Origin of the sequence: Agromyces sp. NPDC052230, assembly GCF_040679595.1 — a bacterium.
Classification (GTDB): Bacteria; Actinomycetota; Actinomycetes; order Actinomycetales; family Microbacteriaceae; genus Agromyces.
In genome coordinates, this window is the sequence record NZ_JBFAVC010000001.1 from 213,330 (window position 1) to 235,565 (window position 22,236).

The 22,236-nt window shown below is 71.3% G+C and carries 19 protein-coding genes; 13 read left to right on the forward strand and 6 right to left on the reverse strand.

All coding sequences use genetic code 11. The features are described 5' to 3' along the window. Positions 1–41: 41 nt before the first annotated feature. Positions 42–821, reverse strand: coding sequence for an IclR family transcriptional regulator (locus AB0K73_RS01010; RefSeq protein WP_360511051.1), 780 nt, complete (start codon positions 819–821; stop codon positions 42–44). Between the two features lie 111 nt (positions 822–932). On the opposite strand from AB0K73_RS01010, the gene hutH reads away from it, so the two are divergent. The 5 genes from hutH to AB0K73_RS01035 all read left to right on the forward strand — a co-directional run bounded on the left by hutH (position 933) and on the right by AB0K73_RS01035 (position 7,935). Then, positions 933–2,507 (forward strand): histidine ammonia-lyase, encoded by a 1,575-nt coding sequence (gene hutH / locus AB0K73_RS01015; protein ID WP_360511050.1) that lies wholly within the window; start codon positions 933–935, stop codon positions 2,505–2,507. Between the two features lie 204 nt (positions 2,508–2,711). Then, on the forward strand, positions 2,712–4,145 hold the full coding sequence (locus AB0K73_RS01020; protein WP_360511049.1) for a M23 family metallopeptidase: 1,434 nt from the start codon (positions 2,712–2,714) through the stop codon (positions 4,143–4,145). A 145-nt stretch (positions 4,146–4,290) separates the two neighbouring features. After that, positions 4,291–5,994: a urocanate hydratase gene (hutU, locus tag AB0K73_RS01025; RefSeq protein ID WP_360511048.1), complete on the forward strand. Its 1,704-nt coding sequence runs from the start codon at positions 4,291–4,293 to the stop codon at positions 5,992–5,994. After that, the gene (hutI, locus tag AB0K73_RS01030) at positions 5,991–7,253 is read left to right on the forward strand and encodes an imidazolonepropionase (RefSeq protein WP_360511047.1); all 1,263 of its coding nucleotides are present in this window, start codon (positions 5,991–5,993) and stop codon (positions 7,251–7,253) included. Before hutU ends, hutI begins: the two co-directional genes overlap by 4 nt. Positions 7,254–7,305: 52 nt before the next feature. Next, on the forward strand, positions 7,306–7,935 hold the full coding sequence (locus AB0K73_RS01035; RefSeq protein WP_360511046.1) for a hypothetical protein: 630 nt from the start codon (positions 7,306–7,308) through the stop codon (positions 7,933–7,935). Between the two features lie 11 nt (positions 7,936–7,946). Here AB0K73_RS01035 and AB0K73_RS01040 read toward each other — a convergent pair whose 3' ends face one another. The 4 genes from AB0K73_RS01040 to AB0K73_RS01055 form a co-directional block, all read right to left on the reverse strand. Then, positions 7,947–8,243 carry a DUF503 domain-containing protein gene (locus tag AB0K73_RS01040; RefSeq protein ID WP_360511045.1) on the reverse strand — a complete coding sequence of 99 codons (297 nt, stop codon included), beginning with the start codon at positions 8,241–8,243 and terminating at the stop codon, positions 7,947–7,949. Positions 8,244–8,405: 162 nt separating this feature from the next. Then, on the reverse strand, positions 8,406–8,693 hold the full coding sequence (locus tag AB0K73_RS01045) for a DUF6510 family protein (RefSeq protein ID WP_360511044.1): 288 nt from the start codon (positions 8,691–8,693) through the stop codon (positions 8,406–8,408). Continuing rightward, complete coding sequence (locus tag AB0K73_RS01050; RefSeq protein ID WP_360511043.1) at positions 8,693–9,502, reverse strand: ferredoxin reductase; 810 nt, start codon at positions 9,500–9,502, stop codon at positions 8,693–8,695. The genes AB0K73_RS01045 and AB0K73_RS01050 overlap by 1 nt, the downstream gene beginning before the upstream one ends. Further along, a complete protein-coding gene (locus tag AB0K73_RS01055) occupies positions 9,499–10,089 on the reverse strand; it encodes a sulfite oxidase-like oxidoreductase (RefSeq protein WP_360511042.1) in 591 nt (196 codons plus the stop codon). The genes AB0K73_RS01050 and AB0K73_RS01055 overlap by 4 nt, the downstream gene beginning before the upstream one ends. Positions 10,090–10,180: 91 nt before the next feature. Between AB0K73_RS01055 and glp the strand changes: the two genes are divergently transcribed. Continuing rightward, positions 10,181–11,437, forward strand: a complete 1,257-nt coding sequence (gene glp / locus AB0K73_RS01060) for a gephyrin-like molybdotransferase Glp (RefSeq protein WP_360511041.1) — start codon at positions 10,181–10,183, stop codon at positions 11,435–11,437. Continuing rightward, positions 11,434–12,300 (forward strand): NTP transferase domain-containing protein, encoded by an 867-nt coding sequence (locus AB0K73_RS01065; RefSeq protein ID WP_360511040.1) that lies wholly within the window; start codon positions 11,434–11,436, stop codon positions 12,298–12,300. The genes glp and AB0K73_RS01065 overlap by 4 nt, the downstream gene beginning before the upstream one ends. 30 nt (positions 12,301–12,330) lie before the next feature. On the opposite strand, the gene AB0K73_RS01070 is transcribed toward AB0K73_RS01065, so the two are convergent. Next, on the reverse strand, positions 12,331–13,548 hold the full coding sequence (locus AB0K73_RS01070) for an MFS transporter (RefSeq protein WP_360511039.1): 1,218 nt from the start codon (positions 13,546–13,548) through the stop codon (positions 12,331–12,333). A gap of 296 nt (positions 13,549–13,844) precedes the next feature. On the opposite strand from AB0K73_RS01070, the gene AB0K73_RS01075 reads away from it, so the two are divergent. The 6 genes from AB0K73_RS01075 (at position 13,845) to AB0K73_RS01100 (ending at position 22,069) form a co-directional block, all read left to right on the forward strand. Next, positions 13,845–17,528 carry a nitrate reductase subunit alpha gene (locus AB0K73_RS01075; protein ID WP_360511309.1) on the forward strand — a complete coding sequence of 1,228 codons (3,684 nt, stop codon included), beginning with the start codon at positions 13,845–13,847 and terminating at the stop codon, positions 17,526–17,528. Further along, positions 17,528–19,204 (forward strand): nitrate reductase subunit beta, encoded by a 1,677-nt coding sequence (narH, locus tag AB0K73_RS01080; RefSeq protein WP_360511038.1) that lies wholly within the window; start codon positions 17,528–17,530, stop codon positions 19,202–19,204. Before AB0K73_RS01075 ends, narH begins: the two co-directional genes overlap by 1 nt. Next, complete coding sequence (gene narJ / locus AB0K73_RS01085) at positions 19,201–19,911, forward strand: nitrate reductase molybdenum cofactor assembly chaperone (protein WP_360511037.1); 711 nt, start codon at positions 19,201–19,203, stop codon at positions 19,909–19,911. The genes narH and narJ overlap by 4 nt, the downstream gene beginning before the upstream one ends. Further along, positions 19,911–20,675 (forward strand): respiratory nitrate reductase subunit gamma, encoded by a 765-nt coding sequence (gene narI / locus AB0K73_RS01090; protein WP_360511036.1) that lies wholly within the window; start codon positions 19,911–19,913, stop codon positions 20,673–20,675. The genes narJ and narI overlap by 1 nt, the downstream gene beginning before the upstream one ends. A gap of 73 nt (positions 20,676–20,748) precedes the next feature. Further along, entirely contained in the window at positions 20,749–21,816 is a 1,068-nt protein-coding gene (moaA, locus tag AB0K73_RS01095) for a GTP 3',8-cyclase MoaA (protein WP_360511035.1), read from the forward strand. Position 21,817: 1 nt separating this feature from the next. Next, on the forward strand, positions 21,818–22,069 hold the full coding sequence (locus AB0K73_RS01100) for a MoaD/ThiS family protein (protein WP_360511034.1): 252 nt from the start codon (positions 21,818–21,820) through the stop codon (positions 22,067–22,069). Positions 22,070–22,236: the final 167 nt, after the last annotated feature.

Below are 22,236 nucleotides of genomic sequence, written 5' to 3' on the forward strand. Positions count from 1 at the left end.
CCCGTTTCTCACGCGGCCCATACGCGCGCATGCTCGCCGGCCTATTGCCGTGCGCCGAGGATCCGCTTCGAGAGCGTGGCCGCCGCATCCTGCACCGCCGGCACGACGAGCGGCTGCAGTTCGGGCGAGGAAGCCTCGGGGTACGTCACCGCGATCGCCGCGGCCGGCCACCCCAGGTGGTCGAGCACGGGCACCCCGACCGAGGCGAGTCCCTCGGTGACCTCGCCGTGCTCGCCCGCCCAGCCCTGCTCGCGCACCGTGGCGAGCACGCGCTTCAACCGGCCATAGCTCCATTCGTCGGTCTCGGCGAGCGGATGCCGCGAAGCGAACGCCTCCCGGTCGGGATACAGGGCGCGCAGCTGGGCTGCCGGCAGCGCGGCGAGCATCGCCCGCCCGGTCGCCGTGAGGTGTGCGGGCAGACGCACGCCGACGTCGGTCACGAGTGACGGACGGCGGGGCGCCCGCTCCTCGACGAGGTAGAGCACGTCGCGTCCGTGCAGCACCCCGAGGTGGCCCGACTCGCCGAGTCGGTCGACGAGTCCCGCCACGAGCGGACGCCCGAGCCGCGCGAGCGGCTGCTGACGGCTGAACCCGCTCGAGAGCTCGAACGCGGCGATCCCGAGGCCGTACCGGCGCTCCTCGGGGAGGTGCACGACGAAACCGCGGTGCTGCAGCACGGAGAGCAGGTGGTACACGGTCGAGCGGGGCAGGCCGAGCGCGGTCGCGATGGTCGCCGCCGGCACCGGGCCGCGCTGCGACGAGAGGTGCGTGAGGATCGCCAGCGCCTGGTCGGCCGCCGGCACCTTCGATGCCGGTTCCATCGTCCGCTCCTTCCTCGAGGCACGCCCAGCCTACGCTTGCGTCTGGGATCCCGGACGGATGCCACGGGCCCACCGTTTCCCACGGCGGGGGCGCGGTGTGGAATCGGAGGCATGAGCACCATCGCGCCCACGCCCGCCCGCGCCGCCGCGGCATCCGTCACCGTCGGCGCCGGGCCGCTCACGATCGACGACGTCGTCGCGGTGGCCCGCCACGGGGCATCCGTCGCCCTCGACCCGGCCGCGCTCGACGGTGTGGCCGCGAGTCGCGCGATCATCGAGGGACTCGCCGCCGATCCCGAGCCGCACTACGGCATCTCGACCGGCTTCGGCGCGCTCGCGACCACGTTCATCGCCGAGGACCGCCGCGCCCAGCTGCAGGCGAGCCTCGTGCGCTCGCACGCCGCAGGATCGGGCGCCGAGGTCGAGACGGAGGTGGTGCGCGCGCTCATGCTGCTGCGCCTGTCGACGCTCATGACCGGACGCACGGGCGTGCGCCGCGAGACGGCGGAGACGTATGCGGCGATCCTCAACGCCGGCATCACCCCCGTCGTGCGCGAGTACGGGTCACTCGGCTGCTCGGGCGATCTCGCGCCGCTCGCGCACTGCGCACTGGTGGCCATGGGCGAGGGCGAGGTGCGGGTGACGTCCGGCGGTGTGTCGGATGCGGCGTCCGCCCTCGCCGCCGCAGGCATCACTCCGCTGCGGCTCGGCGCCAAGGAGGGCCTCGCGCTCATCAACGGCACCGACGGCATGCTCGGCATGCTCGCGCTCGCGATCGACGACCTCCGGATGCTCCTCATCACCGCCGACATCGCCGCGGCCATGAGCATCGAGGGGCTCCTCGGCACCGACGCCGTGTTCGCCGAGGACCTGCATGCACTGCGCCCGCAGCGCGGGCAGGCGGCATCCGCGTCGAACCTGCGACGGCTGCTCGCCGGGTCGCCGATCGTGGCGAGCCACAAGGGTCCCGAGTGCACGCGTGTGCAGGACGCGTACTCGCTGCGGTGCGCTCCACAGGTGCACGGCGCCGCACGGGACACGGTCGCGCACGCGACATCCGTCGCCGAGGCCGAGCTCGCGAGCGCGATCGACAACCCTGTGCTCACGCTCGACGGGCGCGTCGAGTCGAACGGCAACTTCCACGGCGCCCCCGTCGGGTACGTGCTCGACTTCCTGGCCATCGCGGTAGCGGATGTCGCGAGCATGAGCGAGCGGCGCACCGACCGGTTCCTCGACCGCGCGCGCAATCAGGGGCTGCCACCGTTCCTCGCGCACGAGGTCGGCGTCGACTCGGGGCTCATGATCGCGCAGTACACCGCGGCGGGCATCGTGTCGGAACTGAAGCGACTCGCCGTACCGGCATCCGTCGATTCGATTCCGTCCTCGGCGATGCAGGAGGACCACGTGTCCATGGGCTGGGCGGCCGCTCGCAAGCTGCGGCGGGCGATCGACGGACTCACCCGCGTGTTGGCGATCGAGGTCATGACGGCGGCGCGCGGGCTCGCGCTGCGAGCGCCACTGTCGCCGGGCCCGGCGACGGGCGCGGTGGTGTCGCTCGTGGCGGAGGTCGGCAGCGTGCCCGGACCCGACCGGTTCCTCTCCCCGGAGATCGAGGCGATCAGCGGGCTCGTGGCGTCCGGAACTGTACGCGATCGCGCCGCATCCGCCGCGGGCCGGCTCGACTGAGTCGATCCCGCCTTCCCGCCCGTGTGCCCCGAACTGGGCGAAATCGGGCGGATGAGGGTGTTGTCTCCATCGGGACCCGGTGTAAGACTGGACGAGATCGGCTCCCGGGCCGACCGCCGAACGGATCATATGACGCCCGATCGCCTGGACTTCGCCCCACAACGCCCGTGGTACGCACGCGGCGGCGGTCGTCGAGGTGCAGTGGTGGCCACGGTCACCGCGGTCGCGCTGTTCGGGTTCTGCGGGGTCAGCCCGGCGTATGCGGAAGAGGTCGTGCCCACCGATCCGGCGCTTTCGTCGGAGACCCCGAGCCCCGAGCCGACGGCCCCCGCTCCGACCGAGGAACCGGCACCGACGCCGACCGAGGAGCCGGCGCCGACGGAAGAGCCACCTCCTCCCACGGAGGAACCGCCGCCTCCGACCGAGGAACCACCTCCACCCACCGAGGAACCGCCGCCGACGGAGCCGCCGCCGACCGAGGTTCCGCCGACGGAACCTCCGCCCACGGAACCTCCGCCCGCCACCGGCGAGCCGACGCCGCCGCCGGCCAGTGTTCCGCCCGCAACGGGCGCGCCGCTGCCGAGCGCGCCGCTGACCTTCTCCGGCGACGGACCCGTCGTGCGGGCGACGACGTCGACCACCACGCCGACGGTGGAGTCGGCTGCGATCGTCTCCGCCCGTGCGAAGCTCGACCGAGCCCTGGCCACGCTCCGCGAGGCCGAGGCGACACTCGCCGACGCCCGCTCCACGCGTGAGGCGGCCCGTGCGGTGGCCGGGGTCCTGCAGGAGGCGGCCGACGAAGCGCAGCTCCGAGCCGACGCGGCCGGGCGCGTGTACTTCGCCGCCGCACAGGGTGACGGCACCACCATCTCGTCGATGGACGCCGTCTTCGGCGCCGGCAACGATCTGCTCGCGGGCCTCGGCGGTGTCGCCCGAGTCGCCCAGGTGCACGGCGACGCCGCGAAGCTCCTCGAGATCGCCGAGGCACGTGCGAAGGACGCCGACGCCGCTCAGGAGCGAGCCGATGCCGCGCTGGCCGCCGTGGACGCGGTACCCGTGGAGGCGCTCGAGTCCGAGGTCGCCGCAGCCGAGCGTGCGGTGGCCGAGGCGCGACGAGCCCTCGACGACGCACAGTCCCAGGCGAGCGACCAGAGCAGGCTGGCCTCGAGCAGCAGCACCGCCCTGATCGCGTCACTGCCCACCGACGCCGGCCAGCTCAGCGACCAGGGTTGGGCACTTCCCGTCGCGGGCCGACTCACCGACGGGTTCGGCCCGAGGCCGAACAAGCCGGTCGCGGGCGTCAACGACTTCCATCGCGGCACCGACCTCTCGGCGTCGTGCGGCGCGCCCATCTTCGCCGCGACGAGCGGCACCGTCGTCCAGGCGGCTCGCAACGGCACCTACGGCAACTGGGTCCTGATCGACCACGGCTCCAACGTCGCAACCGGATACGCGCACCTCATCGATGGCGGCATCGCCGTGTCGCCCGGCGAGAGCGTCGCTGCGGGGCAGCTCATCGGCGCCGTGGGCTCGACGGGCGCCTCCACCGGATGCCACCTGCACTTCGAGGTGCGGCTCGGCGGCATCGCGGTCGACGCCATCCCGTTCATGGCGGCCCGCGGCATCACGCTCGGCTGAGCGGGCCCTCGACGGTCGAGAGGCGCGCCTGCGCCGGCGTCCAGACCAAGCACTCGTCGATCACGGGAGCACCGCGTCTGGGATCCCGGACGCGCGCCACGCGGCATCCGTTGTCGCCGGATGCCGGGTGCGGTGTGATCGAGGCATGACCGACGCACCCACCGCCCCCGCGCGCACCGTCCGGGCCGCCCGCGGCTCGCAGCTAACCGCGAAGAGCTGGCAGACCGAGGCGCCGCTGCGCATGCTCATGAACAACCTCGATCCCGAGGTGGCCGAGCGCCCCGAGGACCTCATCGTCTACGGCGGCACCGGCAAGGCCGCCCGCAACTGGGAGGCGTACGACGCGATCGTGCGCACGCTCGAGGACCTCGAGTCCGACGAGACGCTGCTCGTGCAGTCGGGCAAACCCGTCGGCGTCTTCCGCACGCACGAATGGGCGCCGCGCGTGCTCATCGCGAACTCGAACCTCGTGGGCGACTGGGCGACGTGGCCCGAGTTCCGCCGGCTCGAGGCGCTGGGCCTCACCATGTACGGCCAGATGACCGCCGGCTCGTGGATCTACATCGGCACGCAGGGCATCCTGCAGGGAACGTACGAGACGTTCGGCGCCGTCGCGCGTTCGCTCGCCGCCAAGCGGGGCGAGAGCGCAGCGGATGCCGCAGCCGCAACCCTCGCGGGCACGCTCACGCTCACGGCGGGCTGCGGTGGCATGGGCGGCGCGCAACCGCTCGCCGTGACCATGAACGGCGGCGCCGTGCTCATCGTCGACGTCGACGAGACGCGCCTCCGCCGCCGCGTCGACCACGGCTACCTCGACGAGCTGGCCGACGACCTCGACGATGCCGTCGCTCGCGTGCTCGCCGCGAAGGCGTCGGGCACCCCGCTCAGCGTCGGACTCGTCGGCAACGCCGCGACGGTGTTCCCCGAGCTGCTCGCGCGGGGCGTCGCGATCGACATCGTCACCGACCAGACGAGCGCGCACGATCCGCTGTCGTACCTGCCTGAAGGGGTGTCGGTCGCGGAATGGCACGCGCTCGCGGCATCCGACCCCGAAGGGTTCACCACACGAGCCCGGGCGAGCATGGCCAGGCACGTCGAGGCCATGGTCGGCTTCATGGACGCGGGCTCCGAGGTCTTCGACTACGGCAACTCGATCCGGCGCGAGGCCGAGCTCGGCGGCTACGAGCGCGCGTTCGCCTTCCCCGGCTTCGTGCCCGCGTACATCCGCCCGCTGTTCGCCGAGGGCAAGGGGCCGTTCCGCTGGGCGGCGCTCTCGGGGGACCCCGCCGACATCGCCGCGACCGACCGCGCGATCCTCGAACTCTTCCCCGAGGACGAGCACCTGCGGCGCTGGATCACCCAGGCCGGCGAGAAGGTGCACTTCGAGGGCCTGCCCGCGCGTATCTGCTGGCTCGGCTACCAGGAGCGCCACCTCGCCGGGCTGAAGTTCAACGAGATGGTCGCGTCGGGCGAGCTTTCGGCGCCGGTGGTCATCGGCCGTGACCACCTCGACTCGGGTTCGGTCGCCTCGCCGTATCGCGAGACCGAGGCGATGGCCGACGGCTCGGACGCGATCGCCGACTGGCCGCTCCTGAATGCGCTGCTCAATACCGCCTCGGGCGCCACGTGGGTGTCGATCCACCACGGCGGCGGCGTGGGCATCGGACGCTCGATCCACGCCGGGCAGGTCGTCGTCGCCGACGGCACCGACCTCGCCGCCGAGAAGATCGCGCGCGTGCTCGTGAACGACCCGGGCTCGGGCGTCATGCGCCACGTCGACGCGGGATACAAGCGCGCCATCGAGGTCGCCCGCGAGCGCGGGCTGCGCGTGCCTATGCTCGACGCATGAGCGACGGCGCTGCCACGGAACGCATGCTCCTCACGGGCATCGGGGAACTCGTCACGAATGAACCGGCGCCCGACCGTCAGGGCGGACCACTCGGCATCGTCCGCGACGCTGCCGTGCTCGTCGAAGACGGCCGCATCGCCTGGGTGGGCCGGGGAACGCAGGCGACCGAGCATCTCGCCAGACGCGACGAGCGCGAGGACCGACGCGAGGGCGACGAGCACCGCACCCTCTGGGACGCGGACGTCGAGGTCGTCGACGTCGGCGGGCGGGCCGTCATCCCCGGCTTCGTCGACAGCCACACGCACCTCGTGTTCGGCGGCGACCGCGCCGAGGAGTTCGCCGCGCGCATGGCGGGGCGCCCATATGAGGCGGGCGGCATCCGCTCCACGGTCGCCGCGACGAGGGCTGCCACCGACGACGACCTGCGCACGCGGCTGGCGGGATTCGTCGCCGAGCTGCATGCGCAGGGCACGACGACGTTCGAGGTGAAGAGCGGCTACGGCCTCTCGGTGGGCGAGGAGGAGCGGCTCCTCCGACTCGCGCGCGAGGTCACCGACGAGGTCACATTCCTCGGCGCGCATGTGGTGCCCGCCGAGTATGCCGATCAGTCCGACGCCTACGTCGACCTCGTCGTGGGCGAGATGCTCGCCGCGTGCGCTCCGCACGCACGCTGGGTGGACGCCTTCTGCGAGCGCGGCGCGTTCACAGCCGAGCAGTCCCGTCGCGTCCTCGCGGCCGGGGCGGCCGCCGGGCTCGGCGTCCGGGTGCACGGCAATCAACTCGGTGAGGGTCACGGAGTTCTGCTCGCGGTCGAGCTCGGCGCGGCATCCGTCGACCACTGCACCTACCTCAGCGAGGCGGATGTCGCGGCGCTCGCGGCATCCGACACCGTCGCCACCCTGCTGCCGGGCGTCGAGTTCTCGACCCGCCAGCCCTACCCGGATGCGCGGCGCCTCATCGACGCGGGCGTCACCGTCGCGCTCGCGAGCGACTGCAATCCGGGGTCCAGCTTCACGAGCTCGATGCCGTTCTGCATCGCCGTCGCCGTGCGTGACATGGGCATGACCCCGGCTGAGGCGGTGTGGGCCTCGACCGCGGGTGGTGCGGCGGCGCTCCGGCGAACGGATGTCGGGGCGATCCGTCCGGGCGCGCGCGCCGACCTCGCGCTCCTCCACGCCCCGAGCCACGTGCACCTCGCGTACCGGCCGGGCGTGCCGCTCGTCGCGCGCGTGTGGAAGGACGGGGCGCTCGTCGCGTGACATCACGGTCGTTCGGGTGGACGATCGGCGGTGAGTCCGGAAGGTGCGAATCATGGAGGTCGCCGCCATCGAACCCGTCGTGTCGAGCGAGCAGGTGCGCGTCTGGGCGGGCCTGCAGGGATTCCTGAGCCTCGCCGCACTCATCGCCCTGGCGCTCTTCTTCCTGCTCGCCACGCCGTTCGGCACCCCGCAGACCCGGTGGGCGTGGCTCGGGCCGGTCAACGACTGGCTCGCGGTGCTCGGCGCCGGCCCCTGGGTGGTGGCGATGATCCTGTTGACCTTGTACGTGGGCGGAGGTCCGTGGCTCTGGACCTTGACGATCGCTGCGTCGGTCGGAGCGGCGGCGATTGCGATCGTGACTCTGCTCATGATCACGGGCGTGGTCGGCCTGTCGGTGCAGTCCGTCGTCGCGGTGGGTGCGACCCTCGTCACGTTCGTCTGGGCGGCCGTCGCCGCCGGCGCGGCGAACGTCGCCGGTGCCCTCCCGTCGTGGGTCTCGGTTGTCGCGGTCGCCATGGTGGCCGCGCTCATCGTGGCGACCGTCATCGCGAGCGTTGGGTACGCCGCACCGGCCGGGTCCATGCTTCAGACGACGCTCTACGTCTTCGGCGCCGCGATCGCCGGCCTGGCTTGGCTCGCGTTCCCGGCGTGGTGGCTCGTCGTCGCCTCGACGCTCGCCTGAACGCGTCGTCGTCAGTCGTCGTCGCTGCGCCGCATTCGCCGTCTCGCCGACAGCAGCATGATGTCGGGCCGCGCGGCCACGAGCCGCTCGGCGCGGTCGAGCACGTCGGTGATCCGATCGGCGCTCGACGCGACGACGCCGACGCCGATCTCCGCGCGCCGATGCAGGTCTTGATCACCCACCTCGGCGACGCTCGACTCGGTCACCCTGCGCAACTCGGCGAGGATGGGACGGAGCACCGCGCGCTTCTCCTTCAGCGAGTGCACGTCGCCGAGCAGCAGGTCGAACGCGATCCAGCCGATCCACATGGTTCAAGCCTCGCAGAAGCCGCTCTCGCCGGCGAAGTGCACGTTCTGGCGGATATACGATCCGGCGCGCCGCGCATCCAGCCGACGAGCCGGGGTGGCGGATCGTATATCCGCCGATTCGTGCGTCATGCGGCTCGCGGGCGCGCGCGTGGCCGGCGCGCTTCAGATTGAGGAGGAGGAGGAGGAGGAGGAGGGCTCCCGCCGCACCTCGATCGTGGTCACGCCGCTGAACCCGATCCACGCGCGGTCGTCCGACTCCACGAGGGTCGCGAGCACCTCGTCGCACGAGCCGCACCGCACGACCATGCCGGCGCCGCTCGGGTAGACCATCGCCCGCGCGAGCTCGGCCACCTCGCCGCATCCGCCGCAGCGCGCCCGGGCCATCGTGACGTCGAACGTGAAGAACTCGGCGAGCGGACCGGCGAGGGAATTACCGTCGAGGTGCTCCATCACATGCCTCCGTAACGCTCGGTGCGGATCGACCGCGCCTCATGGCCGAGCTCCACCAACCAGTCCGCGACGCGCTCGACGAACCCGGTGGACCCGCAGACGTAGACGAGCGGGCGCTCGCCGGCGGGGATCACCGCGTCCTCCAACGCCTTGCGCGTGATGCGTCCCGCCGGTTTCGACCAGCCCTCGGGAGTGCGCCGCGTGTAGACGAGGTCGAGCCGGAGCGGCGCGGATGCCGCGACGAGCTCGCGCAGCTCGTCGGCGAAGTAGACGTCTTCGGGCGTGCGCACCGAATACAGCAGCCGGAACGGCGCGAGGTCGCCGGCGTCGGCGTGCGCCTGCGCGATCGCGTACAGCGGCACGACGCCCGAGCCGCCGGCGATGAGCTGCACCGGGCGCGCATCGGCCGCGGCGCCGAGTCGTGAACCGGGCCGCCACACGAAGAACGCGCCGAGCGGGCCGTGCACCTCGAGCTGGTCGCCCGCACGCACCTCGTCGACGAGGAACGGCGACACCTCGCCGTCGGGGAGCTTGTCGATCGCGAGCACCACCCGCGTCGAAGGCCCGGATGAGGCGATCGAGTACGACCTCGTGGCTGTGTAGCCGTCGGGCGCCGTGAGCCGCACGTCGAGGTGCTGGCCGGGCGCGTTGCCGGGCCAGCCGTCGACGTCGAGCTCGAGCCGCGTCGCATTCGGAGTCTCGCGGCGCGTCGCGGCGACCGTTGCAGCATGCCAGCCGGCGCGGGGCACCGCCCGCAGCGCCGCACCTGGCGAGGCCACCTGCGTCGACCCGCCCGCCGCGTCGCTCACCAGTACCGCTCCTCCTTCCACGGATCTCCGTGGAGGTGGTAGCCGTTCTGCTCCCAGAAGCCGGGCTCGTCCTGGTCCATCATCTCGAGCCCGCGCACCCATTTCGCGCTCTTCCAGAAGTAGAGGTGCGGCACGAGCAGCCGCGCGGGCCCGCCGTGCTCGGGATCCAGCGGCTCGCCGTCGAACTCGAACGCCACCCACGCCTGCCCGTCGAGCAGCTCCTCGAGGGGCACGTTCGTGGTGTAACCCCCATAGCTGTGCGCCATGACGTACTCCAGCTCGGTCTCGACGTCGGCGAAGAGCGTGTCGAGCGAGACGCCGCGCCAGCTCGTACCGAGCTTCGACCAGTGCGTCACGCAATGGATGTCGGTCGACACGTCCTCGATGTCGAGCGCCATGAACTCGTCCCAATTCCAGCGGTGCTCACCCGACTCGGTGCGGATCGTGAACTCCCAGTCGGCGGTGTCCACGTCGGGCGTCGGGCCGGCCGACAGCACGGGGAAATCGTGCACGAGCGTCTGGCCGGGAGGCAGGCGATCGTCGCGCTCGCGGCTGCGTCCGCTGAACCCTCGAGTGATGAATGACATCGCGTCTCCTCCCGCTGGGGCTGCGCTTCGTGCGCTTCACATTAGTGACGTCGACGCCTGCTGTCACGGGTCGGCGACTAGCGTGGAGCGTATGTCGACGTTCCAGTCGGCGCCCGACGGCGTGGCGCCCCTCGTTCCGGTGTCGACGCACCTCGAGCGGATCCTCGCCACCGTCGTACCCCTCAGCGGCGTCGAGGTCGTACGACTTGCGGATGCCGCCGGCCGCACGCTCGCGAGCGATATCGACGCCCTCGTCGACCTGCCCTCCTTCGACAACTCGGCGATGGACGGCTACGCCGTACGGCGAGCGGATGTCGCGGCCGCCGACGACGACGCACCGGTCGTGCTCGACGTGGTCGCCGACCTGCCGGCGGGCACCGCCGAGGAGGTGACCATCGGCCCGGGCCAGGCGGCCCGCATCATGACCGGCGCGCCCGTCCCTGCCGGCGCCGACGCGGTCGTGCCCGTCGAGCGCACGGATGCCGGCACCGCGCGCGTCGCGATCCATGCGGCCCCTCGGCCCGGCCACCACATCCGCCTCCGCGGCGAGGACCTCCGCGCCGGCGACCGCCTGCTCTCGGCGGGCATGGCACTCGACGCACGCCGCGTCGCCGCGGCCGCAGCCGCCGGACTCGCCGAGTTGCCCGTGGTCGCCGTGCCCCGGGTCGCGGTCGTGGCAACGGGCAGCGAGCTCGTGGAACCGGGCGCCCCGCTCGCCCGGGGCCTCATCCACGACTCGAACTCGCTGTTGCTCGCGGCACTCGTGGCCGAGGCCGGATGCGTCGTGACCGAGGCGCTGCACCTGCCCGACGATCCGCACGACCTGCGCGACTGGCTCGAGACGCGCGCCGAGTGCGACGCGGTGGTCTTCTCGGGCGGCGTGAGCGTGGGCGCGTACGACGTCGTCCGGCACGTGCTCGGTGAGCTCGGCACGGTCGACTTCCCGCGGGTGGCCATGCAGCCCGGCAAGCCGCAGGCGTTCGGCGTGCTGCCCGACGGCACCCCGGTCTTCGGCCTGCCGGGCAACCCGGTCGCCGTCGCCGTGTCGTTCGAGGCGTTCGTGCGCCCGGCGCTGCTGCGCCTCGCGGGCCGTGCCGAGGTGCGGCGACCGACCTGGCGCGTGAAAGCCGACCTCGGCTGGCGGTCCCCGTCGGGTCGTCGTCAGTACATGCCCATCGCACTCGGCAGCGACCGCGACGGCACACCGACGGTGCGGCCCGCGACCGGCGGCGGCTCGGGCTCCCACCTGGTCGGCGGACTCGCCATGGCCGACGGGTTCGCGATCGTCCCAGAGGACGTCGTCGAGGTCGCGGCCGGCGATGTGGTCGAGGTGGCGGTCACCCGGTGAGCGGCCTCGATGCGATCATCCTCGCGGGCGGCCGCGCCGCACGCCTGGACGGCGCGTCGAAGCCCGACCTGGTCGTGGGGGGCCGGCGGCTGCTCGAGACGGCGATCGAGGCGGCCCGGTCGGTCGGATGCCGCGAGGTCGTCGTCGTGGGTCCGCCCACGCTCGACGCGCCCGGCTGCCTCCTGGTGCGCGAGGACCCGCCGTTCGGCGGGCCCGTCGCGGGGCTCGCCGTCGGCCTGGCGGCCCTCGACGGGCTCCCCGACGAGCCGGGGCACGATGTGCTCGTCCTCGCCTGCGACATGCCCGAAGCGCGATCAGCGGCGCAGCTCCTGGTTGCGGCGCGCGGAGCGAACCCCGGGTCCGACGGCGTCTGCCTCGTCGACGAATCCGGCCGCGAGCAGTGGCTCGCTGCGATCTACTCGAGCTCGGCCCTGGGCCGGGCATTCGACGCGCTTGCGAGCGACATCGACGGTGCCTCCATGCGCCGCCTCGCGGCATCCGTCGACCTCACCGCCGTGGCCGACGACGGCACGACGCACGACATCGACACGTGGGACGACCTCTCACGCACGACCCGACAGGAGGAGCACGACATGTCAGACGACACCCCGCAGTCCCCCGAGACGCTCGACCGATGGCTCGCCGCCCTGGCGACCGACCTCGGGATCGACCCGGCCTCCGTTCCCGTCGGCGCGGTCCTCGACCTCGCGCGCGACGTCGCGCACGGGGTGGCGCGGCCCGCCGCTCCGCTCAGCACCTTCGTCGTCGGGCTCGCGGTCGGTGCCGGCAAGGGCTCGCTCGACGAGCTGTCCGCGCGGGCGACCGCGCTCGCCGACGGCTGGTCGCCCGACGAGACGGCCTGATCACCGCTCGCCCCGACCGCACGCTCCCGCTCAGGCCGCCGGCCGCGCGTCGCGCAGCATCCCGGCGACGACGAGCGCGACGGCACCGACGAGCACGAGCAGCCACAGCCCGAGGGCGTAGGAGTTCGTCTCGGCGGAGTACGTGGCACCCATCACGAGGGGCGGGAAGTACCCGCCGAGGCCGCCCGCCGCGGCGACGACCCCCGTGACGGCACCCACCTTGTCCTTCGGCGTCGACGGGCCGACCCACGCGAAGACCGCACCCATGCCGAGGCCCATCGCCCCGGCCATGGCGATGAAGGTCATCCCGGTGACGATGCCCTCAGGCGGCTGCTGGCCCACCACGTAGGCGAGCGACACGATGCCGGCCAGCGACACGAGCGAGACGATCTTCGCCCCGAAACGGTCCGAGAGCACGCCGCCGATCGGGCGGGCGATCACCGCCGCCACCGCGAACAGTGCGGTGCGGGTACCGGCCCCGATCGGATCGACGTCGTCGGGGTAGATCGTCGTGAGGTACTTCGGCAGGAAGGTCGCGAAGGCCACGAAGCCGCCGAAGACGATCGCGTAGAGGAACGACATCTCCCACGTGATGCGGAGTCGCAGCGCGCCCATGACCTTCGGGATGAGCGCCTGGCGGCTCGGCTCCCAGGCGGGCGAGTCCCGCAGGAACACCCACACCGCGATGGCCGTCGCCACCATGATCGCCGCGATGAGCAGGTGCGTCGGCACGTATCCGATGCTCTCGGCCAGTCGCGGCGTGAAGAACGCCGAGACCGCAGTGCCGATCATGCCCATGCCGAACACGCCCGTCGCGAAGCCGCGGCGCTTGGCGTCGTACCAGGCGCTCGAGAACGGCACGCCGACGGCGAAGATCGTGCCCGCCACGCCGAGGAGGAAGCCGGCCACCAGGAGGAGCGGGAAGCTCCGCAGGCTGCCCGCCAGGGCGACGAGCAGCACGGGCGGCACCGCCGCGAGCAGCACGATGGCGAACATCCTGCGTCCGCCGAACCGGTCAGCGAGTGCGCCCACGACGATCCGGCCGAGCGCGCCGACGAGCACCGGCATGGCGAGCATCAGCGAGATCTGCCCCTCGTCGAGCCCGAGTTCGGTGGCGTAGGTCTTCTGGAGGGGCGCGATCACCATCCATGCCCAGAAGCCGATCGTCGACGCGAAGGTCGCCAGCAGGACCTGGCCGAACTGGCCCCGCAGGGCGGTGCGTTCCGATTGCGTCGACGTCGACTGCATGGTGCTCCCTTGCTCCTCGGGAATCGTACGGCCCCGCTGCCTCGTGCCGACGATATCCGTGCGCCGCGTACTGCGCCAGCACCATCTGCCGGGTGTTTCGCACGGGATCGTCAGTTGCGGGCGGGTCCCTTCCGACTCTGCATGAACACGTCCATAATGGGCAGGACCGCGGCAGCATCGCCGAGCTTCATGGTGACACTGCCGCCCGTTCAGAGGAGGCCTCCGTGAGCCAAGCGCCCAGCAGCACCTCGACGGAACCGGCGACCGACGGGCCGCTCGCTTCAACCCTGCTGTCGATGGGCAGGTTCCTCCGGCCCGGGGAATTCTCGGACGACCAGCGATCGGTGTTCCTCGAGGGCGGGCGTCAGGGCGACGCGTTCTACCGTGACCGCTGGTCGCACGACAAGGTCGTGCGCTCCACGCACGGCGTGAACTGCACGGGCTCCTGTTCCTGGAAGGTGTACGTCAAGGACGGCATCATCACGTGGGAGACGCAGCAGACCGACTACCCGAGCGTGGGTCCCGACTCACCCGAGTACGAGCCTCGCGGATGCCCACGCGGTGCCGCCTTCAGCTGGTACACGTACTCCCCGACCCGCGTTCGCTACCCCTACATCCGGGACACCCTCGCGGCCGCGTATCGCGAGGCGAAGTCCCGGCTGGGGGATCCGGTGCTGGCCTGGGCCGACATCACGTCCAACCCCGAGACCTCCCGCCGCTACAAGAGCGCGCGGGGCAAGGGCGGCCTGGTGCGCACCACGTGGGACGAGGCATCCGAGATCGTCGCGGCCGCCCACGTGCACACCATCAAGCAGTACGGCCCCGACCGCATCGCGGGCTTCTCGCCGATTCCGGCGATGTCGATGGTCTCGCACGGCGTCGGCGCGCGCTTCATCAACCTCATCGGCGGCACCATGCTGTCGTTCTACGACTGGTACGCCGACCTGCCAGTCGCGAGCCCGCAGGTGTTCGGCGACCAGACCGACGTGCCCGAATCGGCCGACTGGTGGAACTCGTCGTACCTCATGATGTGGGGCTCGAACGTGCCGGTCACGCGTACCCCTGACGCGCACTTCATGACCGAGGCCCGGTACCGCGGCCAGAAGGTCGTGACGGTCTCGCCCGACTACGCCGACAACACGAAGTTCGCCGACGAGTGGCTGGCGCCGCACCCCGGCACCGACGGCGCCCTGGCCATGGCGATGGGGCACGTCATCCTCAAGGAGTTCCTCGTCGACCGCCGCACCGAGCGGTTCGTGGACTACCTGAAGCGGTTCTCGGATGCCCCGTACCTCATCTCGCTCGAGCAGCGCGGCGACGCGTGGGTGCCGGGCAAGTTCCTCACCGCCGCCGATCTCGGCGGCTTCGGAGCGCGGGTCGCCAACGCCGCCTTCAAGACCGTGCTCCTCAGCGAGGACAGCGAACCGGTCGTGCCGAACGGCTCGCTCGGCCATCGGTTCGACACCGAGAACACGGGCGAATGGAACCTCGACCTCGGCGACGTCGACCCCCTGCTGTCGGTCGCCGACGGGGAGGTCTGGCGCGGGGCATCCGTCGCCGTCGACCTGCCCAGGTTCGACGTGGCCCCCGAGCCGGGCGCCGAGCACGAGGGCGGCGCCGGCACGATGCGCCGCGGCGTGCCCGTCGCACAGGTCGCCGGACGCACCGTGACCACCGTGTTCGACCTGCTGCTCGCCCAGTACGGCGTGGGCCGCGAAGGCCTTCCCGGGGAGTGGCCGACGGGCTACGACGACGCGAGCTCGCCCGGTACGCCCGCCTGGCAGGAGGAGATCACCTCGGTGCCGGCGGCGAAGGCCGAGCGCATCGGCCGCGAGTTCGCCGACAACGCCGAACGCTCCGGCGGCCGATCGATGATCATCATGGGCGCCGGCGTGAATCACTGGTTCCACGCCGACACGATCTACCGCACCTTCCTCGCGCTCACGACGATGACCGGATGCCAGGGCATCAACGGCGGCGGCTGGGCGCATTACGTGGGGCAGGAGAAGGTTCGCCCCGTCACCGGCTCGAACCAGTACGGCGGGGCCGCCGACTGGGTCCGACCGCCCCGCGCGATGATCGGCACGGCATTCTGGTACCTCGCCACCGACCAGTGGCGCTACGACGGACTCCCGGCCGATCAGCTCGCGTCTCCGCTCGCGAAGGGCCTGTTCGAGGGTCGCACCACGGCCGACTGCCTCGTCGAGTCGGCCAAGCGCGGTTGGATGCCGAGCTACCCCACCTTCGACCGCAATCCACTCGACCTCGTCGACGAGGCGGATGCCGCGGGCATCGATCCGGCCCAGTACGTGGTCGACCGAGTGAACGACGGCACGCTGCACTTCGCCGCCGAGGACCCCGACGCACCCGAGAACTTCCCACGGGTCATCAACATCTGGCGCGCGAACATCCTGGGCTCCTCGGGCAAGGGCAACGAGTACTTCCTCAAGCACCTGCTGGGGGCGGATGCCGCGGTGCTGGCCTCCGAGTCGGCTCCCGATCGACGACCCCGCGACGTCCGCTGGCGCGACGACGCTCCCACCGGCAAGCTCGACCTGCTCGTCACGAGCGACTTCCGGATGACGAGCACGACGCTCTTCTCCGACGTCGTGCTGCCGGCCGCGACCTGGTACGAGAAGCACGACCTCTCGTCGACCGACATGCACCCGTTCGTGCACGCGTTCAACCCGGCCATCAAGCCGCCGTGGCAGACGCGCACCGACTTCGAGATCTTCCACACGATCGCCGCGAAGCTCAGCGAGCTCGCCGAGGTCCACCTCGGCGTACGACGCGACCTCGTCGCCGCCCCGCTCACGCACGACACGCCCGATGCGATGGCGACACCGCACGGCACCGTCGTCGAAGGTGCGCCGCTGAAGCCGGGCGTGACGATGCCGAAGCTCGTCGTGGTCGAGCGCGACTACCCGGCGACCGCCGCGCGGCTGGGGTCGCTCGGGCCTTTGACCGAGAAGCTCGGCATGGTGACGAAGGGCATCATCTTCCATCCCGAGCCCGAACTCGCCGACCTCGCACGGCGCAACGGCACGTTCACCTCGGGGCCGACGGCCGGCGCCACGCGGCTCGACACCGATATGCGTGTCTGCGAGATGATCCTCGCCCTGTCGGGCACGACGAACGGACGACTGGCCGTACAGGGCTTCCGGCAGCTCGAGCAGAAGACCGGACAGAAGATCGCGCAGCTCGCGCTCGACCACGAGGCATCCCGCATCACCTTCGCCGACGTGCAGTCGCGCCCGGTGAGCGTGATGACCTCGCCCGAGTGGTCGGGCTCGGAGCACGGCGGACGCCGGTACACGGCCTTCTCGATCAACGTCGAGCACCTGAAACCGTGGCACACCCTCACGGGCCGCATGCACTTCTACCTCGACCACGACTGGATGAGCGAGCTCGGCGAGCAGTTGCCGATCTTCCGCCCGCCACTCGACCTGCACCGCCTGTTCGAGGACTCCCCCGAGGTCGGTTCGACCGCCCCGAGTGGCGCGCCGAACTCCGCCGGCCACGCGGAAGTGGCGGTGCGCTACCTCACGCCGCACTCCAAGTGGTCGATCCACTCGGAGTACCAGGACAACCTGTTCATGCTCTCGCTCTCGCGAGGCGGGCCGACGATCTGGATGAGTCCGCAGGACGCCACGAAGATCGGCGTGCGCGACAACGAGTGGATCGAGTCCTACAACCGCAACGGCGTCGTCGTCGCCCGCGCGATCGTGTCGCACCGCATGCCAGAGGGCACGGTGTACATGTACCACGCGAAGGATCGCACGGTCGACGTGCCGCGCACCGAGACGAGCGGGCTTCGGGGCGGCATCCACAACTCGCTCACGCGAATCCTGCTGAAGCCGAGCCACCTCATCGGCGGCTACGCGCAGCTGTCGTGGGCGTTCAACTACCTCGGCCCGACGGGCAACCAACGAGACGAGGTCACCGTCATCCGCCGCCGAAGCCAGGAGGTCACGTACTGATGAAGGTCATGGCGCAGATGTCGATGGTGATGAACCTCGACAAGTGCATCGGATGCCACACCTGCAGCGTCACCTGCAAGCAGGCGTGGACGAACCGCACCGGTGTCGAGTACGTCTGGTTCAACAACGTCGAGACCCGTCCGGGCATCGGCTACCCGCGAGGCTACGAGGACCAGGAGCAGTGGCAGGGCGGCTGGGAGCGCACGAAGCGCGGTCGCCTGAAGCTCAAGGCGGGGGGCCGGTTCTCGAAGCTCTCGAAGATCTTCTCCAACCCGAAGCTCCCCGAGATCTCCGACTACTACGAGCCGTGGACGTACGAGTACGACATGCTCCTGAACGCCCCCGCCGGCGATCACACGCCCGTCGCGAGGCCGAAGAGCCTCATCACCGGCGACGACATGAACATCTCGTGGTCGGCGAACTGGGACGACAACCTCGGCGGCTCCACCGCGACCGCGGTCGACGACCCGATCCTCCAGCACATGAGCGAGCACGTCGCCATGGAGTTCGAGCAGACCTTCATGTTCTACCTGCCGCGCATCTGCGAGCACTGCCTGAACCCGTCGTGCGTGGCGTCCTGCCCGTCGGGCGCGATGTACAAGCGCGTCGAGGACGGCATCGTGCTCGTCGACCAGGACGCCTGCCGCGGCTGGCGCATGTGCGTGACCGGATGCCCCTACAAGAAGGTCTACTTCAACCACAAGACCGGCAAGGCGGAGAAGTGCACGCTCTGCTATCCGCGCATCGAGGTGGGCCTGCCCACCGTGTGCTCGGAGACGTGCGTGGGGCGCCTGCGCTACCTCGGCCTCGTGCTGTACGACGCCGACAAGGTCGCGGCCGCGGCATCCGTCGAGGACGAGCATGAGCTCCTCGAGTCGCAGCGTGCCGTCTTCCTCGACCCGCACGACCCGTCGGTGATCGCCGCGGCACGCGCCGAGGGCATCCCCGAGGACTGGATCGACGCGGCGCAGCGCAGCCCGATCTGGAAGCTCATCCAGGAATACCGGGTCGCACTGCCGCTGCATCCCGAGTACCGCACGATGCCGATGGTCTGGTACATCCCGCCGCTCTCGCCCGTCGTCGACGTCGTCGCCGACTCTGGCGCCGACGGCGAGGACGCACGCAACCTGTTCGCGGCGATCGACAAGCTCCGCATCCCGATCGAGTATCTGGCCGGCCTCTTCACGGCGGGTGATGTGCAGCCGGTGCAGGCGACACTGCGCAAGCTCGCGGCGATGCGCTCGTACATGCGGGACCTCAACCTCGGCGAGGAGCCGAACGAGGCGATCGCGACATCCGTCGGCATGACCGGGGCGGAGGTGCAGGAGATGTACCGCCTGCTCGCGATCGCGAAGTACGAGGACCGGTACGTGATCCCGACCGCGCACGTCGAGCAGGCGGAAGCCCTCGAGGAGCTCGCGTGCTCGCTCGACTTCGAGGGCGGGCCGGGCATGGGCGGTGCCGGGCCGTTCGGCTCGTCGAGCGGGCCGACGGTGCCGGTCGCAGTGGAGACGTTCCACGCGCTGCAGAAGCGCCAGACGGCCGATCGCCCGTCGACACCCGGCCGCGTGAACCTGCTCAACTGGGACGGGCTCGGGGATCCGCCCGATGGGCTGTTCCCGCCGAAGTCCGACGCTCCTGAGAACCCTGCGTCCGGTTCGGGGTCGACGTCGTGAGCGGCATCCGGACTCCGCAGATCCGCGTGCGGCAGGTGCCCGAGCCCGTACGGTCGGTGCGGATGTCGCGGTCCGAGCGAGCGACGACGCAGATGGCGGTCTCGTTGCTGCTCGACTACCCCGACGAGGCGTTCGACGCTCGGTTGCGGATGCTCCGGGCCGAGGTGCTGGCGCTGCCGGCGCCGGTGCGCAGCGCCATCGTGGAGTTCCTCGACGCCATCGAGCCGCTCGAGGTGGCGGAACGGGAGCGCCGCTACGTCGCGACGTTCGACCTCAAGCGCAAGTGCTGCATGTATCTGACCTACTACGCGGCCGGCGACACCCGACGTCGGGGGGCGGCGCTCGTCGCGTTCCACGAGGCGTATCGTGCCGCGGGCTGGGAGTTCGAGGCCGAAGAGCTGCCCGACTACCTGCCGGCCGTGCTGGAGTTCGCGGCACGCAGTGGATCGCCGATCGCCGACCGGTTGCTCGCCTCCCACCGGGAGGGCATCGAGGTGTTGCGCGCGGCGCTCCTCGCGGTGGGCAGCCCGTACGCGAGGCTCATCGAGGCGGTGGGGATGTCGCTCGCCGAGATCGACGAGGCGACGCGTGAGCGTTACCTGCGTCTGATCAACGAGGGCCCGCCGTCGGAGTCGGTCGGGATCGGCGGCCCGGTGGACCTGCCACCGTTCATCCCCGTGGGTCGTGCTGCACAGGAGGTCCGCTGATGACACCGCTCGACGTGCTTCTCTGGGTGGCGTTCCCGTATGCCGCGGCCGCGGTGTTCATCGTGGGCCACATCTGGCGGTACCGCTACGACCAGTTCGGCTGGACGACCCGATCGAGCCAGGTGTATGAGAACCGCCTGCTGCGCATCGGGTCGCCGGCGTTCCATCTCGGCATCCTGTTCGTCCTCGTCGGCCACGCGGGCGGGCTGCTCGTGCCGGCCGAGTGGCTCGAAGCCATCGGGATCACGCACGAGATGTACCACATCGCCGCCACGGTGCTCGGAACGGCCGCCGCGGTGCTGACGATCGTGGGGCTCGTCATCCTCATCTACCGTCGGCGAACCACCGGGCCCGTGTTCCTCGCGACGACGCGCATGGACAAGACCATGTACGTCTTCCTCGGCCTGACGATCGCGTTCGGCACGGCGGCGACGGTGCTCTACCAGGTGTTCGGCGCGGGCTACGAATACCGCGGGACGGTGGGTCCGTGGACCCGGAGCCTGCTCCTGTTCCAGCCGCAGCCCGAGCTCATGATGGAGGTGCCGCTCGCGTTCCAGCTGCACGTGCTCACCGCGACGGCGCTGTTCGCGCTGTGGCCGTTCACGCGGCTCGTGCACGTGTTCTCGGCGCCGGTCGGTTATCTCTTCCGTCCGTACATCGTGTATCGCTCGCGCGACGGCGGCCGCGCGTCGCAGCCCGCACGTCGTGGCTGGGAGCCGATGGCGCCGCCGGAGCATCGCCAGCGCACACGCGTTCGCCGCTGAGGCCGTGCCCGCGGCACTTCGGCAGGTGGAAACGCACGGACCAGTTCCCGCATCGGGCGCTTAGGGTGGAGGCATGACAACGCTCGCGCTCGGGATGCCGACGGTTCGGCGGTCGCCCTCGGTGGCACCGTCGGTCGACGGTCGTCCCGACGTGCCCGGGCTCGTCGACCGCTTCGGCCGGGTCGCCCAGGACCTGCGGGTCTCGATCACGACCGCGTGTTCCCTGCGATGCACGTACTGCATGCCGGCCGAGGGGCTTCCGCTCGTCCCGCGTGACGAATTGCTGTCGGCGGCTGAGATCGCCCGCCTGGTCGGCATCGCAGTGAACAACCTGGGCGTCCGCGAGGTGCGGTTCACGGGCGGGGAGCCGCTCACACGGCCTGACCTCGTCGAGATCATCGCGCTCAGCGCGGCGGCCGCGCCCGGCACCCCGCTCGCCCTGACGACGAACGGGATCGGGCTGGACGCCAAGGCGGAGGCCCTCGTCGCTGCCGGTCTGACCCGCGTGAACGTGTCGCTCGACACCCTCGACCGCGAGCACTTCACCCGGCTCACCCGCCGCGACCGGCTCCCGCGGGTGCTCGCCGGAATCGCCGCGGCGCATGGCGCTGGCCTCGGGCCGCTGAAGGTCAACGCCGTCGCGATGCGGGAGACGCTGCACGACGCGCCCGCACTGCTGGCGTGGGCGATCGAGCACAGTTGCCGGCTCCGATTCATCGAGCAGATGCCCCTCGACGCCGACGAGACCTGGGCGCGCGAGAACATGGTCGACGCCGAGGAGTTGCTACGCGTACTGGGCGAGCAGTTCACGCTCGAGCCGGTCGGCCGCGAGGACCCGTCGGCACCCGCCGAGGAGTGGCTCGTCGACGGCGGGCCGGCGACGGTCGGCATCATCGCCTCGGTGACGCGTTCGTTCTGCGGCGCGTGCGATCGCACCCGCCTCACCGCCGAGGGTTCGGTGAGGGCCTGCCTGTTCGGCGACGACGAGACCGACCTGCGCGGACTGATGCGCGGCGGCGCCGACGACGCCGAGATCGCCGACCGCTGGCGTGCCGCCATGTGGGGCAAGAAGGCCGGACACGGCATCGACGACGAGGACTTCGTGCGCCCGGTGCGCTCGATGGGCGGGATCGGTGGCTGACATGACTTCGCTGACCGTGCGGTATTTCGCGGCGGCCGCCGAGGCGGCGGGTGTCGAGGAGGAGACGTTCGCTCCCGACGCCGTCGGTGGCACGGTCGGCGAGCTGCGCGACCTGTTGGTGCACCGCTACGGTGCCGCGATGGCCCGGGTGGTCGCGAACGGCTCGTTCCTCGTCGACGGCATCGTGCAGCGCGACCCCGCCGCTCGGCTCGGCGGAAGCGTCGACGTGCTGCCGCCCTTCGCCGGCGGCTGACGCGCTCGGACTCGCCCGAGCTCCGGTCGATCGCGCGTAGCCGGCCTGTTCGAGCGATCCGAAGAACCTTCCCTCCCGCGATCCCGGTGCCGAAGTGCCACAATGCCCGAGTGCCGAAGTGCCGAAGTGCCCGAGTGCCGCGGTGCCGGAGTGCCGAAGTGTCGAAG